At 34.5% G+C, this 15,872-nt stretch carries 15 protein-coding genes; 9 read left to right on the top strand and 6 right to left on the bottom strand.

Annotation, left to right across the window (positions count from 1 at the left end; genetic code table 11):
- Window positions 1–129 precede the first annotated feature (129 nt).
- The 4 genes from NSQ92_RS17110 to NSQ92_RS17095 all read left to right on the top strand — a co-directional run bounded on the left by NSQ92_RS17110 (window position 130) and on the right by NSQ92_RS17095 (window position 4,285).
- A complete protein-coding gene (locus NSQ92_RS17110; protein ID WP_047943799.1) occupies window positions 130–1,203 on the top strand; it encodes a CotH kinase family protein in 1,074 nt (357 codons plus the stop codon).
- A 168-nt stretch (window positions 1,204–1,371) separates the two neighbouring features.
- Window positions 1,372–1,866 carry a hypothetical protein gene (locus NSQ92_RS17105; RefSeq protein ID WP_047943800.1) on the top strand — a complete coding sequence of 165 codons (495 nt, stop codon included), beginning with the start codon at window positions 1,372–1,374 and terminating at the stop codon, window positions 1,864–1,866.
- A 143-nt stretch (window positions 1,867–2,009) separates the two neighbouring features.
- Window positions 2,010–3,404: a DUF2642 domain-containing protein gene (locus tag NSQ92_RS17100; RefSeq protein WP_047943801.1), complete on the top strand. Its 1,395-nt coding sequence runs from the start codon at window positions 2,010–2,012 to the stop codon at window positions 3,402–3,404.
- Window positions 3,405–3,616: 212 nt separating this feature from the next.
- Window positions 3,617–4,285 (top strand): hypothetical protein, encoded by a 669-nt coding sequence (locus tag NSQ92_RS17095; protein WP_047943802.1) that lies wholly within the window; start codon window positions 3,617–3,619, stop codon window positions 4,283–4,285.
- Between the two features lie 142 nt (window positions 4,286–4,427).
- On the opposite strand, the gene NSQ92_RS17090 is transcribed toward NSQ92_RS17095, so the two are convergent.
- The 5 genes from NSQ92_RS17090 to NSQ92_RS17070 all read right to left on the bottom strand — a co-directional run bounded on the left by NSQ92_RS17090 (window position 4,428) and on the right by NSQ92_RS17070 (window position 9,107).
- The gene (locus tag NSQ92_RS17090) at window positions 4,428–5,756 is read right to left on the bottom strand and encodes an arsenic transporter (RefSeq protein ID WP_144546336.1); all 1,329 of its coding nucleotides are present in this window, start codon (window positions 5,754–5,756) and stop codon (window positions 4,428–4,430) included.
- Window positions 5,757–6,249: 493 nt separating this feature from the next.
- The gene (locus NSQ92_RS17085; protein WP_047943803.1) at window positions 6,250–6,996 is read right to left on the bottom strand and encodes an amino acid ABC transporter ATP-binding protein; all 747 of its coding nucleotides are present in this window, start codon (window positions 6,994–6,996) and stop codon (window positions 6,250–6,252) included.
- 15 nt (window positions 6,997–7,011) lie between these two features.
- Window positions 7,012–7,671, bottom strand: coding sequence for an amino acid ABC transporter permease (locus NSQ92_RS17080; protein ID WP_047943804.1), 660 nt, complete (start codon window positions 7,669–7,671; stop codon window positions 7,012–7,014).
- 72 nt (window positions 7,672–7,743) lie between these two features.
- Complete coding sequence (locus NSQ92_RS17075; RefSeq protein WP_061799168.1) at window positions 7,744–8,520, bottom strand: amino acid ABC transporter substrate-binding protein; 777 nt, start codon at window positions 8,518–8,520, stop codon at window positions 7,744–7,746.
- A 362-nt stretch (window positions 8,521–8,882) separates the two neighbouring features.
- Complete coding sequence (locus NSQ92_RS17070) at window positions 8,883–9,107, bottom strand: hypothetical protein (RefSeq protein ID WP_251688454.1); 225 nt, start codon at window positions 9,105–9,107, stop codon at window positions 8,883–8,885.
- 627 nt (window positions 9,108–9,734) lie between these two features.
- Between NSQ92_RS17070 and NSQ92_RS17065 the strand changes: the two genes are divergently transcribed.
- The 4 genes from NSQ92_RS17065 (at window position 9,735) to NSQ92_RS17050 (ending at window position 13,753) form a co-directional block, all read left to right on the top strand.
- Window positions 9,735–10,787, top strand: coding sequence for a sulfate ABC transporter substrate-binding protein (locus tag NSQ92_RS17065; RefSeq protein WP_144546320.1), 1,053 nt, complete (start codon window positions 9,735–9,737; stop codon window positions 10,785–10,787).
- Window positions 10,788–10,916: 129 nt separating this feature from the next.
- Entirely contained in the window at window positions 10,917–11,762 is an 846-nt protein-coding gene (cysT, locus tag NSQ92_RS17060) for a sulfate ABC transporter permease subunit CysT (protein WP_095322135.1), read from the top strand.
- A gap of 17 nt (window positions 11,763–11,779) precedes the next feature.
- A complete protein-coding gene (gene cysW / locus NSQ92_RS17055) occupies window positions 11,780–12,652 on the top strand; it encodes a sulfate ABC transporter permease subunit CysW (RefSeq protein WP_341152977.1) in 873 nt (290 codons plus the stop codon).
- Between the two features lie 27 nt (window positions 12,653–12,679).
- Window positions 12,680–13,753 (top strand): sulfate/molybdate ABC transporter ATP-binding protein, encoded by a 1,074-nt coding sequence (locus tag NSQ92_RS17050; protein ID WP_144546324.1) that lies wholly within the window; start codon window positions 12,680–12,682, stop codon window positions 13,751–13,753.
- 431 nt (window positions 13,754–14,184) lie between these two features.
- Here NSQ92_RS17050 and NSQ92_RS17045 read toward each other — a convergent pair whose 3' ends face one another.
- Entirely contained in the window at window positions 14,185–14,376 is a 192-nt protein-coding gene (locus NSQ92_RS17045) for a hypothetical protein (protein ID WP_144546326.1), read from the bottom strand.
- Between the two features lie 253 nt (window positions 14,377–14,629).
- On the opposite strand from NSQ92_RS17045, the gene NSQ92_RS17040 reads away from it, so the two are divergent.
- The gene (locus NSQ92_RS17040) at window positions 14,630–15,787 is read left to right on the top strand and encodes a GNAT family N-acetyltransferase (RefSeq protein ID WP_144546328.1); all 1,158 of its coding nucleotides are present in this window, start codon (window positions 14,630–14,632) and stop codon (window positions 15,785–15,787) included.
- Window positions 15,788–15,872 lie beyond the last annotated feature (85 nt).

The raw sequence follows: 15,872 nt of genomic DNA, 5'->3' as shown, positions 1-15,872 counted from the left end.
TCTTATGCTTTAAATGAAAGTACTGTTTAGACTTTTGACTGCATTGCAAAGATTTATACTAGCCTTTTCTGCAACTTTAATAAAGATAGTACATATTTTATTTAATAAATAAATTGAGAGAAGGTTAGAATGATGAAAACATACAACATTTACATTCATCCTAATGATTATAAAAATCTGAGAAAAGATATCTGGAGTGATGACTATGTGTCCGGTTATCTCAAAGAAGGAAAGAATAAATATTTAATTGGAATATCTTATCGTGGTCATTCCACTAGAAATCATACAAAAAAATCTTACAGCATTGTTTTTCAAAATCCCTCTACTGTAAATGGTACACACGAAATTCATTTAAATGCGGAGTCTAAGGATCCTTCTTTAATACGCAGTAAACTTTCTTTGGATTTCTTCAACAGCATTGGTGTTCTTTCCCCACAGACTCAGCATGTTCTCTTGACTATTAACGGTCAATACAGAGGAATATACCTACAGATAGAGTCCCTTGATGAATACTTGTTGAGAAAGAGAAATCTAGCAGATGGAGACATCTTGTATGCCACAGATGACGATGCCAATTTTTCATTATTAACAGTTGAGGGAAAACCAAAAAAAGAGATACTTCAGGGATACACTCCCAAATATCAAATAGGTAATAGCAATCAATTATTCTCAGATCTTTTATTTAAAATCAACACATTACTAAATCTTGAGTTTGAACAAATAATTCCTAAAATGCTGGATATCGAAAAATATCTAAAATGGCTTGCAGGAGTTGTCTGTATACAACATTTTGATGGATTTGATCATAACTATGCAATATACTTCAATAGTTCAACCAATTTATTTGAGATATCTCCGTGGGATTGCGATGGAACATGGGGTAGAAATAGACATGGAAAAGTGTTAAATTACGATGTTGTACCTATAGAAGGATATAACACACTTTCTGCGAGGCTCATTCATATCCCAGCATTTAGAAAAATCTATAAGAATATATTAGAGGAAATATTAAATGATTCCTTCACTGCTAAAACACAATCTCCTATTATCGAAGAACTATTTACCAAAATAAAACCTCAAATAGAAAAAGACCCCTTTTCATCGCGTCTTGCATCTTTTTTTGATAAGGAAAAACAATTTATTCTCTCCTATATCCAAAACAGAAACAGGTACTTATCTAATCAGTTAAAAAATCTGACTTAATGCCGTGGAATTTTAGCGGTTTTTTTTCGGGAATTTCATTTCCATTTTCACTTATTATTTTTAGCTAAATGCTGTTTTTATCCATAAAATAGGCAATTGCAATAGTACAATATCTTTCCTGCACACATATACATACAGGGAAAACATCATTAGGAGGGAAATGGGAGAATGAATGTTGAATTATTACAAACATTAGTAGGAAAAGTTGTAAAGATTGATAGAGGTGGCCCCAATTCTAAAGTTGGATTGCTGCTTGCAGTAGGAGATGATTTTCTAACAATCTTAATTGAAAATGATGGGATCGTATATTATAAATTACATCATATAAAGAGTATTACCGAAAATGCAAAGAAAGGACTTCCTTTTGAACTTGTAATCCCTGAAAGTTTTGAATATAAGGAAGCTTCAACTTTTGCAGAAATACTTGATTCACTTGAATACTACTGGGTCAAAATTAATCGCGGCGGCAAAGATAGTATTGAAGGAGTTTTAGAAGCCATCAACAGTGATTATGTTACAGTTGTTTCAAATGAAGAAATTATTAGACTGTCTTTGTTCCATATCCACAATATTAGCTATGGGGCAGTAGTTGAAAAGCCTGAGAAAGAAAAGGAAGAGAAGGAAGAGAAGCAAGAAGAACAAAAAGAAGAAAAGATAGACTAAAATGGATAATCATCTCATAAGGGTTGATCTCAAAAGGATTATTAATTGTTAGAAAGTTATAACGGAACTTTTTTAACTTTTCATTTTTCATCTTTTAGAGAAGACCCTTTTGAGATTTCCTAATAGGGTGAGGAGGTTATGCAATGAAGGAGCTTAGTTTTTCCCAGGCTCTAGAACAATTAAAGGGTTATAAGATTAGGATTTTTTTGAATAGCACACGAACTATAGTTGGAATTTTGCTTGATGTGAAAGAGGACCATATTGTATTACAATTAGACGATAAGATATTTTATTTTGCCTATGATCAAATTCACGCCATTACAAAAAATGCAAAAAATATTTCTCCACAAACCTCTTTATTATCTCACGAAAATAAGAAAAGTTTGCTTGATTTGCTGTACGATTTTAAATATAGCTGGATAACAATTCAAAGCATTAACAACCAGCTTTTTGTTGGGCTATTAAGCCAAATAACTGAAGACTATGTCATGCTCTTAAATGAGGATGACCAAATCTATATACAAAGATCCTTTATTGTCGGTATCTATAATGGAATCTATAATGAGAATGAATCTACCCTTTCAGACAGTAGTAATCTATCAGCAGAAAGCCCAATTTCCAACGAAGAAGTTCATGATGAGAAAGACAACGCTAAAAAGGAAGAAAAGGAATCTCTCCATGTAATAAACCATATACCAGCCATTGAGCAAAAGGAAGATATTCAGGCAAAAGACTATATTGAACATAAAGACGATAAAGATCTCCCTTTGACAAACAATCAATCTCCCCAATTCCAAATTCTCGAAGAAGAGATTATACATGTGAAAGATAACGATGTTGTGGAAGACAATCAATCACAGTATTTGATGGATAATACACCAGCACATAACCTGATTCGCAAAGAAGATAATGATAATGAGAAAAATATTGCAACCCAGGAAGCTGTTTCTTTTCCTGAAAGTTTAAGTTTCCCCAATATTACAGACACATCTTCATCATCTACTAGCAATGATACTATTAATGAATTGTACGCTGCTTCAAGAGATAAGGAAACTGTTACCAATTATAATGCGAATCCCTTTATAAATTTGATTTCAGATAGCAAATTAGAAAATCCCATTTTAACTATTAATCAGGAAGCAGCTATAGATCCTGATACTCATTACCAATCGGAAAATGGTGGGTATGATGATTCTTCAACCATAAAAGATTTTAGCAAGCCAGCTATAGAAAAAGCCCCATTAGAAAATGCTAAGAGAAAAAACTATAGCAGTATTCCAAAAATGGAAATGGCTCCTGGCTATATCAGCCACCCATTAAATGAATTGGGTAGACTTTATAATTGTAAAAATAAGAAAAAAAATAAAAAAACAAAACTTACCTCTGGAACAAAAAAAAACGTCAAACCAGTCGAAACTAATGAAAAAAATTTAGACCCTATAGAGCAGAATTTTCTATTAGAAAAACAATATTATTCTCTAATGAAACATGCTGAGTATATGTATAAAAAATTAAGAAATGAACGATTAAAGAAGTAATTCTCAAGAGTCACCTTTATATTATCTTAGTTTTTCGCTCTTATCAATCCGGCTGAAAATTAGAAAATCCTCAAACCGTTTGAAGGATTCCAATCATCGCTATCCAAGACAATTCCAGAATGCATTTGGTTATCTTTAAAAAAAAGAGTACTAATAGTGATTAAGATAATAGGTACTCTCTGATATGAGCACAATGTAAAGGAGCTAAATCAATGAATAATTTCAAGGATTTAATTGACGAAGAAGTTGATATCGAGATTTCCGGAAAAGCTTATTTCTCTGGTATTTTAATAGATAATGGTTTAGACATTCTAGTGCTGTACAATGGGCGGAAATACATGTATATCCCATTACTACACCTTCATAATATAAAAAAAAGAAATAATTCAGAGGATTCACTTGAGAAGCCTTATTCTGAAATGCCATTTCTGGAGGAGTCAGAACCAATATCTTTTCGAAAAATATTAATGAATGCAAAAGGTCAATTTATTGAACTATGTGTTACAGGAAATAGGTCTATACACGGTTATATCACTAGTGTTTTAAATGACTATATCGTATTTTACTCTCCTGTGTTTAAAACCGTTTTTCTATCTATGCAGCACATAAAGTGGCTTATACCATATAGTACAAATCTAACCCCTTACACACTAAGCAATACCGATTTACCTGTTGTTCCTTCTACTATTCCACTAGCTCGTACTTTTGAAGAGCAATTGAAAAAATATATCGGCCATTTGCTTGTTTTTGATTTAGGTGAGAATCCAAATAAGGTTGGTTTAATACAAAACATTTCAAACAATATTGTGGAACTAGTTAATGCAGAGGCAAATATAGTTTTCTGGAAACTTTCCCATATAAAATCTGTTCATTTGCCATAACATATCATTAAAGTAAGATATTATATCTGGTTAAAAGGCATTAAATCTTTATCAAAAAGTTAATGCCTTTAGTTATATTCTTTTTTAAGTGCTTTTGGATAGAGCGCTATGTTTTCAAGTACAATCTCAAAGAAGCATTCTATTAGTAAAAAAATAGTTCTATCCACATATAAAGAAGGGCTAGTGTAAACAATACAGTTGCTGGAATTACAAGAATGGTAACTTTAAGATATTGCCCCCAAGATATATTTACTTTATTCCGCTTTAAGATGTGCATCCAAATCAAAGTAGCTAATGTTCCAGAGGGAATCAACAATGATCCTATATCGCTTCCAATGATATTTGCTAAATATAAAGTCTTTAGAACGACAGGCTCTAAATTCATTTCAGTTAATGTAAATGTTCCAATCATTAAGGCGGGATGATTATTAAATATATTCGACATTACAGACAAGAGTAATCCCATTGTTATACTTCCTTTAAACAAATGCTCCCCCATGGTTGGTTCAACCAATTGAACTAAGAAACCTGTTAGTCCAATGTTATGGAGTCCATAGACAACAATATACATAGAATAAGCAAAGAGAAAAATATCCCAAGGTGTTTTTTTCAACATATCATTTGGAGTTACTTTCAAGTAAATCCATCGCCAGCTTAACAGAAGAAGAGAACTAGTTACGGCAACAATGGAGATGGGGATATGATAATAAGAGGCTACAAATAGAAGAATTCTTACCATAAAAATGAACACAAATACACCAACCATTAGTTTTGTTTGTCGCTTTGTTTCTTCTGTATTTGGATCTGAAAGTAATGGATGCAAGGAAGAGATATGTCTATAATCTATATTCTTGGTAACAAGTGGTATTTTTTTAGGCAGTTGTCGATAAAATACTCCCAGCAACATAAAATAGAGGAATGCTAAACCAATTATTCCTGGGACAAACATCATAGCAGTTTGCATATAAAGATCCAAACCAATTATTTTTAAAGAGATTAAATTAACAATATTACTTACACCTATAGGAACACTAGAAGCAGTTGCAATAAGTGCTCCACTAATTAAATAAGGAAATTTTTCCTTTTGCTTCATACCAATTTTTCTAAACAGCATCAGTAGAACAGGTGTAGTTATTATGATACTTCCATCGTTATTGAGAAATAGTGTCATAAGAAAGCAAAGAAGGTTAGTCAGCCAAAAGAGTTTTTTTCCAGATCCCTTTGCGGCTTTTAATAATCGGGTAGCAGCCCAATGGAAAAAACCAATGCTTTCCATTGTTAATGCCATAACCATTGTAGCAATGATAGTTATAGCTGCCTCAGTAACCTTTGAGCCAATATCTGCTAGATCAGAAAATGTTACACTTCCACTAATTAAGATTAACACGGCACCAATGGTTGCTGCAGTTGCTTCGTTCATTCCCTTAGGACGCCAAAAGATCAAAATCATCGTAGTTAGGAATGAAGCAATGGTAAATATTGATGCAAAATCAGTCACTTATCGCACCTCCAAGATACTGAACTATGAATCATAATTTCACGCTCCTTCATTTATCTTTTATCGATGCCTGTACTATATATATACGTTAACTACATCAGACTGCTATAAACAATAATCTATTTATGATAAAATCAGCTAGTATCTCTGCAAGATATATAACTTATTAAGATAGTTGCACGTATTTCATAGAGGCCAATGATACAATTCTTTACTATAAAAGAAGACTGCATATACCCTGGATCAGACAGAGTCTGCAGTCAAGTTTTACCATATAACTAAAAAAAGGAATGAAATATATTATATTAATTATAACAACATGATTCTCTACACAAAGTCATTTTAAGGGCATCCGATTATTTCATTTTTAATAGGAATTATAGGTCTGTTATAATAACAATCATTTCTTACAACAATCTCTCCTACAAAAAAAGAACTTGAAATCTCAAGCTCTTTCGATTTATTATTATTTCAATTTCCCACTAAGAAATGCTTTTGTACGGGCAGATTTGGGGATTGAGAATAGACTTTCTGGTGGACCTGATTCTTCGATTACTCCATTGTCCATGAAAACCACTTTGTTTGCCACTTCCTTGGCAAATCCCATTTCGTGTGTGACGACAATCATGGTCATTTTTTCTTTTGCTAAACCTTTCATCACTGCTAAGACTTCCCCTGTTAGTTCGGGATCTAAAGCGGAGGTAGGTTCATCAAACAGTAGAATTTCTGGTTCCATCATTAATGCTCGAGCAATTGCCACACGTTGCTTTTGTCCTCCAGATAGTTTGGCAGGATAGACATTAGCAAAATTAGATAGACCAATTTTTTCGAGGATTGTCATACTTCTTTCTTGAAGGGAAGAAGCAGATTCTTTCTTCACTAATTTTGGTGCAAGCTGAATATTGTCTATTACAGTAAGATGTGGAAATAGATTAAAATGCTGAAAAACCATTCCCATTCTTGCAGTAATTTGTTTGACTTTTTGCTGCGGAGCATATATTCCATCTTTCACTAACTCGTCTCCAGAAACACGAATCGTTCCTCCATCGATTTTTTCTAAATCGACAAGACAACGGAGCATTGTGCTTTTACCAGAACCAGAGGGACCAATAACAGCCACAACATCATTGTTATCGACATCAAAGGTTATCCCCTTCAATACTTCGACCTTATCGTATGATTTTTTTATATTCTCTATTTCAATGATTGCCATAAGTATCCGTCCTTCTTATTCAAATTTAAATCTGCGCTCCAGCCATTTAAATAATGCTGTTAATAGCAGGGTCATGATAAGATAAATAATCCCAGCAATAAAAAAGGGCATAATCGTAAAATCTCGGTTTACCGCCGTTTGGGCAAAGTGCAGTAACTCGGGTACAGCAACAGCATACAGCAAGGCTGTATCCTTCACTAATGTGACAGATTCATTTGCCACAGCAGGAAGGGCAATTCGAAACATTTGTGGTAAAACAACCCGTGTGGTTGTTTGCCATTTACTTAAACCAAGCACTTGAGAAGCTTCATACTGACCTTTATCAATTGCAAGCAGACCTCCGCGGAAAATTTCGGCAAAATAGGCTGCATAATTCAAAATAAATCCTAAAGAGGCAGCGACAAAACGATCTAGGACTAAATATTCTCCTATTCCTGGAATCATTGGTAACCCAAAGCATATAAACAATAATTGCAGTAAGAGCGGGGTACCGCGCATGATGTAAACATAACAGCTTGCCAGCCATGCAATTGGCTTGATGGTAGATCGGATTGCGAGTGTTAATAGGAAACCTAATGGAATGGACACTACAATAGCAATAAGAAATAAAAGAACGGTTGCTTTGGCCCCTTCCAACATTGGTTTTAGTATCGATATAATATAATCAATTTCCATTTCTATTCCTCCAACAAAACAAAACAGGGTTTCGGAAAGAAATCCTGTTTTGTTTATGATTCATTTGCGATGTTACTTTAATACTTTATTTTCACCAAACCATTTTTCGGAAACTTCAGCGGCTGTGCCATCTTCATTCATCTCATCAAGTGCTTTTTGAAGCTTCTCTAATAATGCTTCGTTCCCTTTTTTAACCCCAATTCCGTATTCTTCTGGGGCAAGTGATTCATCAAGGATTTTAAAGGAATCTTGTTCTTTTGTCATATAGTAATCAATAACAATTTCATCTATGACAACTGCATCTAAACGACCAGATTTCAGATCATTTAATGCTAATACGTTATCGGAAAACTCGGTAACTTCCTTAATTTTTGATTTAATAGGACTACCATTTAATGCATCGGATGCAGAAGAAAGAGATTGGAGACCAACAACTTTTCCTTCTAAATCATCTAATTTGGTTATTTTTGAGTCCGCTAATGTTACGACAACTTGTGCATTTTTTAGATAAGGCTTTGTGAAAAGAACTTTTTCTTTTCGTTCATCTGTAATAGTATAGCCATTCCAAATTAAGTCAATCCGGCCGCTGCTTAATTCTGATTCCTTTGTTTTCCAATCAATTGGTTGAAATTCAACTGACATATTCATTTTTTTAGCTGCAGCTTTTGCATAATCAATATCGAAGCCGACAATTTCATTATTGTCATCCCTAAACCCCATTGGAGCGAATTTATCATCAATACCAATGACTAATGTATCTTCCTTATTATCTTTAGAATTGTTGGAACATGCCGTAAAAATGAAAAATACAGATGCCAAAATAACTAAATTAATTGCTAAACGTTTCATGTTGTGAAAGCCACCTTTATAAATTATGTTTTCAGTACAAAAAATCTATAAAACTAAAATCCTTTAGTTCGATAATATATTAGAGTGATAAACTAATGTATAAAATTTACCATACCAAAAAAGAAGTTGTCAATAAAATAATTTAACATATTAGTAGAGTAAAGGATTTCGTGGTGAAATATGTAAAAAAAATTATGCGAGCTTTTTTTAATCTAATGGAAATTATAGAGATCAGATTTGAGGTTTAATAGAAGCAAAAGGAGGCAGTGAGGAATGGAGATATATGGGAAGGAGTAGGAGCAATTATTAAAGACTGTGATTGCTCCTACTCCTTTAAACGATTAATTACGTATCAATCAAGTTCAATTGTCGTCTTTTTCATAAAAGGGTGTATCTGTTATGTATTTTTTTGATGAAATAAGCTTATCATCTTTTAAAATATAAGGATGAGTCTCGTGCAAGGTAGTTTCTAAGACACTTGGCACTTTCCATTCTCCATAAGCACAAATTAATGGAAAGGAAACGTGGTTGGCAGCGTTATTAACTATTTTCTCAAAATTTCCGATTAAATGAAAAGGCTCTTCCATCGTTGCCCATTCTACATCGAAAGGGAATACTTTGATCTAGATAAGGCTGAACCATTTTATTAAAATAATCTGTAATAGCTGGTGGATGATAACTTCCACTTGAAAAATAAAAATCTAAGCTATTTACATAATGGATCTGTTTCAATTGCGAAGATGTAAGTTTGTATTTTAATTATTCGAATATCCTTTTGCAATTTCGATCATTGTCGATAAGGATTACATATTCTCTTGCTTCGATACCAGCATAAATAAAGCGCAGGACTTCTTCCATATAGTTTCGCATGCCTGTATAAAAGAAGAAAACATGTAATTTTTCTTTCCCTTCAAGAAACAGATTTTTTTATTTTCCAATTATGCACCTCTTTATTAAATAATAATTCTATTATAGAGTTTTTCCATGGAAAGATAACTAGTTAAATAAGGAAGAGAGTTAGATAAATAATACACTAAGAAAAATATAATTCCTAGTTGACTTATAAGAGAAATGAGTATAAATTAATAATAATAAATTTATTGAAAATATTTAATATTCCAATTGGAAGAATGCTGATCAGATAAACTGAAGGCTGTTACCTTAAATAAAGAGGGTAACAGCCTTTTTTATTGCAAAAGAGGGGGAGTTATTTTATGAAAAAACAGGTCAAATCATTTGTTAAGATGTTTACCATTCTCTTAGCTGCATCACTAGTACTCTCTGGATGCAGTGGCGAAAAAAGTAGTGGAGAAAATACTAATGCTTCTAAGATAGAACTATTGAATGTTTCCTATGATCCCACGAGAGAACTTTACCAAGAATATAACAAAGCATTCACAAGACATTGGAAAGAAAAAACCGGCCAGGATGTAGCGATACAACAATCTCATGGCGGATCTGGAAAGCAAGCTCGAGCAGTAATTGATGGTATCGAAGCTGATGTAGTTACACTAGCATTAGCAGGTGATATTGATGCGATTGTAAAGGAAAGAGGAGCTATTCCAGAAGATTGGCAAACAAAGTTTGAAAGTAATTCTACACCTTATACGTCAACTATTGTGTTTCTTGTCAGAAAGGGAAATCCCAAGAATATTATGGATTGGGATGATTTAATTAAAGCTGATGTCTCTGTTGTTACACCTAATCCTAAAACCTCCGGTGGAGCAAGGTGGAATTATCTAGCTGCATGGGCTTATGCTGCCAAACAGTTTAATGGCGATGAAGAGAAAATCAAAGCATTTATTAAAGCACTATTTCAAAATGTAGAAGTTCTTGATTCAGGAGCGCGAGATTCTACGAACACATTTGTTCAAAGAGGAATAGGTGATGTTTTAATAGCATGGGAAAATGAAGCGTATTTAGCAATTGATGAGTTAGGAAAAGAAAAGTTCGAAATTGTTAGTCCATCTCTTAGTATTTTAGCGGAGCCGCCAGTAGCGGTTGTCGAAGGAATTACAGAGAAAAAGGGAACAACAGAAGTTGCCAAAGAGTACCTTCAGTTTCTGTATAGTGAGGAAGGACAGGAAATTGCTGCAAAAAATTATTATCGTCCAAGGAATCCAGAAGTGTTAAAAAAATATGCAGATCAATTCGAAGAGATAGAATTAGTTACGATTGATGATGATTTCGGCGGCTGGACAAAGGCACAAGAAAAACATTTTAGTGATGGTGGGACATTTGATCAAATCTATATACCTTCTAATTAAGTGAACGAGAAAAAGGGCATTTTTATGAGAAACATATTTTTACATCATCATTCCCTTTAATACAGTTATATGGGAATGATGATGAATTTGTGTAAAACAATTTAATTTACAAGCTAAAGAGGTGAAGAAATGAGGAACGGAAAAAAACAAAAAAGAAGGATTAAAATGAATAATGCTCTTCCTGGCTTTGGTTTGTCCTTGGGATATACTATGCTCTATCTAAGTATATTGGTCATTTTGCCATTAACGATGATTTTCTTTAATACAACCAAAATGGGCTGGGAGAGGTTTTGGGATACGGTCCTAGATCCAAGGGTAGTTGCCTCCTATAAATTAAGCTTTGGAGCTTCTTTTACGGCTGCTTTAATAAATGTAGTATTTGGTGTGCTGCTTGCATGGGTATTAGTTCGCTATCCCTTTCCAGGCAAGAGAATGGTGGATGGATTAGTTGATTTGCCTTTTGCACTTCCAACTGCTGTGGCAGGGATTGCACTGACAACACTTTATGCTCCAAATGGATGGATAGGCAGTCTCCTTGGGTTTAAGGTTGCCTTTACGCCTATTGGGATAACTATTGCCTTAACCTTTATTGGATTGCCTTTTGTCGTTCGGATGGTTCAGCCAGTTTTGCAAAATTTAGATAAGGAGATAGAAGAGGCATCAGCAAGCCTTGGCGCATCACGGCTCCAGACATTTATTAAAGTAATAATTCCAGAGCTGCTGCCGGCAATTCTTGCAGGATTTACGCTGGCATTTGCACGATCGTTAGGAGAATATGGCTCTGTTGTTTTTATCGCGGGAAATATGCCGATGAAAACAGAAATTACGCCATTATTAATAATTACGAAACTGGAGCAGTATGACTATGCGGGTGCCACTGCGATTGCATCTGTCATGTTATTTATCTCCTTTATTTTGCTTTTCTGCATAAATCTATTACAGTGGTGGACAAATCGAAATATGACGCCAAATTAAGAAAGGAGGAGTGAAATATGGCAGGAAATGTGCGATTACAGCAAGTATCCACACCAATTCAAACTACATCAAATACTTCAGAGCCAAAATGGCTGCGTTGGGTACTCATTAGTGCTGCACTTTTATTCTTGGCCTTGTTTTTGTTACTACCTTTAGCGACTATTTTTATTCAAGCATTTGATCAAGGGGCTAAGCTATATCTTGCAGCAATTACTGAACCTGATGCTTTAGCTGCAATAAAGCTTACTTTATTGGTAGCAGTGATTGCAGTACCGTTAAATGCGATTTTCGGAGTTGCTGCAGCGTGGGCTGTATCAAAGTTCCATTTTAAAGGAAAGAATCTATTCATTACATTAATTGATCTACCTTTCGCCGTATCGCCAGTAATAGCTGGATTGGTATTCGTGCTGCTTTTTAGTACCCATGGTTTGTTTGGGGAATGGCTTTTATCCCATAATATAAAAATTATCTTTGCTGTTCCAGGTATTGTCCTTGCAACTGTTTTTGTTACCTTACCTTTTGTTGCAAGAGAATTAATTCCCTTAATGCAAGCACAAGGAACTTCAGAAGAAGAGGCATCACTGACACTCGGGGCAGGAGGCTGGAAAACGTTTTGGTATGTAACATTGCCGAATATAAAGTGGGGATTATTATATGGAGTTATTCTATGTAATGCAAGAGCAATCGGAGAATTTGGAGCTGTGTCTGTTGTCTCAGGCCATATTCGTGGATTGACAAATACCATGCCTCTGCATATAGAAATCTTGTATGGGGAGTATCGTTTTGCCGCTGCATTCGCAGTCGCAACCCTTATGTCTATATTAGCCATTATCACTTTAATTATTAAAAGCTTACTAGAGTGGAAGACCAAAAAAACAGCTTATGAATAATTAGTCATATGAGAGGAGGAAATAGGGATGAGTATTTTAATAAAAGATGTTTCCAAAGCATTTGGTTCTTTCCAAGCATTAAAGGATATACATTTAGAAATTAATTCAGGGGAATTAGTTGCCTTACTAGGTCCTTCAGGATCCGGAAAAACCTCTCTATTAAGAATTATTGCTGGATTGGAGACCGCGGATCAAGGAGTCATTTACTTTGGAGAAAATAATATGACGGAAATAAGCACAAAGGAGAGAAATGTTGGGTTTGTCTTTCAGCATTATGCTCTTTTTCGCCATATGACTGTTTTTGATAATATTGCTTATGGACTAAAGGTAAAACCAAGAAAAGACCGACCTGCAAAGCATGATATCGAATCAAAGGTAAATGAATTATTACAATTAGTGAAACTGGAAGAATTAAAAAACCGCTATCCTTCCCAATTATCTGGAGGCCAAAAGCAACGAGTCGCCTTAGCACGGGCATTGGCAGTGGAGCCTAAGGTGCTATTGCTGGATGAGCCGTTCGGTGCGTTAGATGCAAAGGTTAGAAAGGACTTAAGACGGTGGTTAAGGCGGCTACATGATGAGTTTCATATTACAAGTGTGTTTGTTACCCATGACCAAGAAGAGGCACTGGACGTCGCTGATCGAATAGTTGTTATGAATGAAGGGAAAATAGAGCAAATTGGTTCACCGGAAGAAGTGTATGAACACCCAAATAGTCCGTTTGTATATGACTTTCTCGGCAATGTAAACTTATTCTATGGCAGACTTGAAGCTGGAAAGCTTATTCAAGGAAAGAGTAGTTTTTCTGTTCCAGAGTGGAAGCATGAACATAACAAGCAAGCAATAGGATATGTTCGTCCCCATGATATTCATATAAGTAAAGAAGAACAAGGAGATGATTCAATTTTAGCCTCGATTCATCATATTCATATAGTCGGTCCGATTGTCCATTTAGAATTAAAGAGAGAGGATTCAGATGAATTTTTAGAAGCAGAAATTACAAAAGAAATGTATCGGTCACTTTCTATTCATTTAAAAGACCAGGTTTACGTGAAGCCCAATCAATTAAAAGTATTTATTCCAGAAGATTTCTCCATATAAAAACATACTAAGACATAAGTATTTCAATTAAATTTAATCCCGAACAATTATATGTGTACACTAAAAAAAATCGTATAATTGTTTGGGTTTTTTATTTATTTTAAGAAAGAAGGTTTGTGGTAATCGCCGCAGACTGAATACACTGCGCTTTCCGAGCGCAGTGTATTCAGTCTGCTCCATTTTATTTTCTTTTGAAAAAAATGCTAGAACTAAATAATCTTTAAAAACGGAGTGAAATGGAGCGGAGGACACTCAACTCCTGCGGGAAGTAGAGCAAAGCCTAAGACCCCACAGGCTTAGTTTGCTCACTGGCGCATAGAGTGTCTGTAGCGTAATGGAACGAATTGGTTTCCCTACTAATTTAGAGATTGTTCGTCTTTCTCCAATAATTATTTTGTTATGTCCCACTCTCCTTTTGGTTGTATGTGAAATTATCGTACTTTTTTCCATTTAAGAGAACCGCAGCCATTATGTGGATGTGTGCTGGGGTAAACTTTGTTTAATGTTTCTTTTAATTCAGGAATAGAGAGAGTTTGTAGCATTTCAGAGGAGAGACCGCTATTGCAAACAATCTTTTGGATCAATATATTTTTAACGGTTTTCGATTTATCATAGTAAACCATTTTACTTCCTCCTATTAATAAGTGAATTTGAGTGCACTAGAATAATAATTATTAAGTTTGCCGAAGCTTTCTTTTATTATACAACAAATAATTGACTATTCATAGTGGTTAAGAAGGAATTGAAATAAACAATCATATTTTTTTGTATGGCAAAATTTCTATTGAGGCGAGGGGAACCATTCGTTATAATAGGGCAAAAGGATGAGAAGATTGAGAATTTTGAGTTTTTTAGTATAGAAAAAGAGGTGTCTTAATGGGGAATTATCAAATAATATTATTTGACTTAGATGGTACGATTTCAGATCCTAAAGAAGGAATAACAAAATCTATTCAATATGCACTACAAAAGCTTGGAAAGAAAGAATCTGATTTACGTAAACTAGAAAGATTTATTGGACCACCTCTACAAGAATCATTTATGGAATATTATGGTTATAATCAAGAAATAACGGATCAAGCGATTTCCTATTATAGAGAGAGGTTTACGCAGTTAGGAATGTATGAAAATGAACTATATCCTGAAATTATTCCATTACTTGAAAGCTTAAGAGCAAAAGGCTGTATTATGATTGTGGCAACTTCAAAACCAACTATATTCGCAGAAAAGATTTTGAAGTATTTTCAAATAGAAACGTACTTTACCCACATAATTGGAAGTAATCTGGATGGCACTAGATCATCGAAAACAGAAATAATTCAATACATATTAGAATTGTATCCTGCGTATAAGCCTGAAGAGTTTGTGATGATAGGAGATCGGGAACATGATATTATTGGAGCGAACAATGCAGGAATAGATTCAATCGGTGTTACTTACGGCTATGGGTCCTATGACGAGCTGAACAAAGTAAAGGCAACATTTATTGCAGGCAGTATTTCTTCCTTAAAGGGTATCTTAATAGATAGGAAGCGAAAAGAGCGGATAAGGCTTGTGACAGAAGAAGATGCTCCGATTGTTCATAGACTAATGCTAGAAGCATTTGAAGATTACCGTTATAGCGAGGTACCTTCTAGTGCGCTAACGGAACCAGCTGACAAATTCCTTTATGCTCTTAAAAATGGAACAGAGCAAGCAATCATATGTTGGATAGATGATGTTCCCCTTGGTTCTTCTCGTCTGCAGCTTCAAGATGATTCTCTCTATTTTTCCAGACTTTCTGTCATTCCGTCAGCAAGAGGGAAAGGAATAGCTAAAAAACTGCTAGCTTGGATAGAAGAATATGCCATCCAAAATGGCAAGCAGAAAGTAGTGTGTAAAGTAAGAGCGAATGTCCTAAAAAATATCCAATTATACGAAAAAATAGGATTTGTCATCACAAAAGAAGAGACAGCTCCTAATCCTAATGGGCTGTCCGTCAAAGCGGTAACGATGGAAAAAAGGATAAAAAAAATCACTCCAACCAAAATATAATTTTTCTTTAAAAGGCTATTCTCTATGGAAGAGAATAGCTCAGACTGTAGACAAACTCCTGTATTTTGGAAATAGAAGTTTGAGT

The sequence above is a fragment of the Niallia sp. FSL M8-0099 genome, from assembly GCF_038006945.1.
GTDB lineage: Bacteria > Bacillota > Bacilli > Bacillales > Cytobacillaceae > Niallia > Niallia circulans.
Note: the sequence above shows the minus strand (reverse complement) of the source record. Positions and strands in the feature narration are given on the sequence as shown.

Excerpts from the sequence above, each read along its gene's own strand:
- NSQ92_RS17110 (WP_047943799.1), top strand. The coding sequence starts at position 130 with ATGATGAAAACATACAACATTTACATTCATCCTAATGATTATAAAAAT.
- NSQ92_RS17105 (WP_047943800.1), top strand. The coding sequence starts at position 1,372 with ATGAATGTTGAATTATTACAAACATTAGTAGGAAAAGTTGTAAAGATT.
- NSQ92_RS17100 (WP_047943801.1), top strand. The coding sequence starts at position 2,010 with ATGAAGGAGCTTAGTTTTTCCCAGGCTCTAGAACAATTAAAGGGTTAT.
- NSQ92_RS17095 (WP_047943802.1), top strand. The coding sequence starts at position 3,617 with ATGAATAATTTCAAGGATTTAATTGACGAAGAAGTTGATATCGAGATT.
- NSQ92_RS17085 (WP_047943803.1), bottom strand. The coding sequence starts at position 6,996 with ATGGCAATCATTGAAATAGAGAATATAAAAAAATCATACGATAAGGTC.
- NSQ92_RS17080 (WP_047943804.1), bottom strand. The coding sequence starts at position 7,671 with ATGGAAATTGATTATATTATATCGATACTAAAACCAATGTTGGAAGGG.
- NSQ92_RS17075 (WP_061799168.1), bottom strand. The coding sequence starts at position 8,520 with ATGAAACGTTTAGCAATTAATTTAGTTATTTTGGCATCTGTATTTTTC.
- NSQ92_RS17070 (WP_251688454.1), bottom strand. The coding sequence starts at position 9,107 with ATGGAAGAGCCTTTTCATTTAATCGGAAATTTTGAGAAAATAGTTAAT.
- NSQ92_RS17065 (WP_144546320.1), top strand. The coding sequence starts at position 9,735 with ATGAAAAAACAGGTCAAATCATTTGTTAAGATGTTTACCATTCTCTTA.
- cysT (WP_095322135.1), top strand. The coding sequence starts at position 10,917 with ATGAGGAACGGAAAAAAACAAAAAAGAAGGATTAAAATGAATAATGCT.
- cysW (WP_341152977.1), top strand. The coding sequence starts at position 11,780 with ATGGCAGGAAATGTGCGATTACAGCAAGTATCCACACCAATTCAAACT.
- NSQ92_RS17050 (WP_144546324.1), top strand. The coding sequence starts at position 12,680 with ATGAGTATTTTAATAAAAGATGTTTCCAAAGCATTTGGTTCTTTCCAA.
- NSQ92_RS17045 (WP_144546326.1), bottom strand. The coding sequence starts at position 14,376 with ATGGTTTACTATGATAAATCGAAAACCGTTAAAAATATATTGATCCAA.
- NSQ92_RS17040 (WP_144546328.1), top strand. The coding sequence starts at position 14,630 with ATGGGGAATTATCAAATAATATTATTTGACTTAGATGGTACGATTTCA.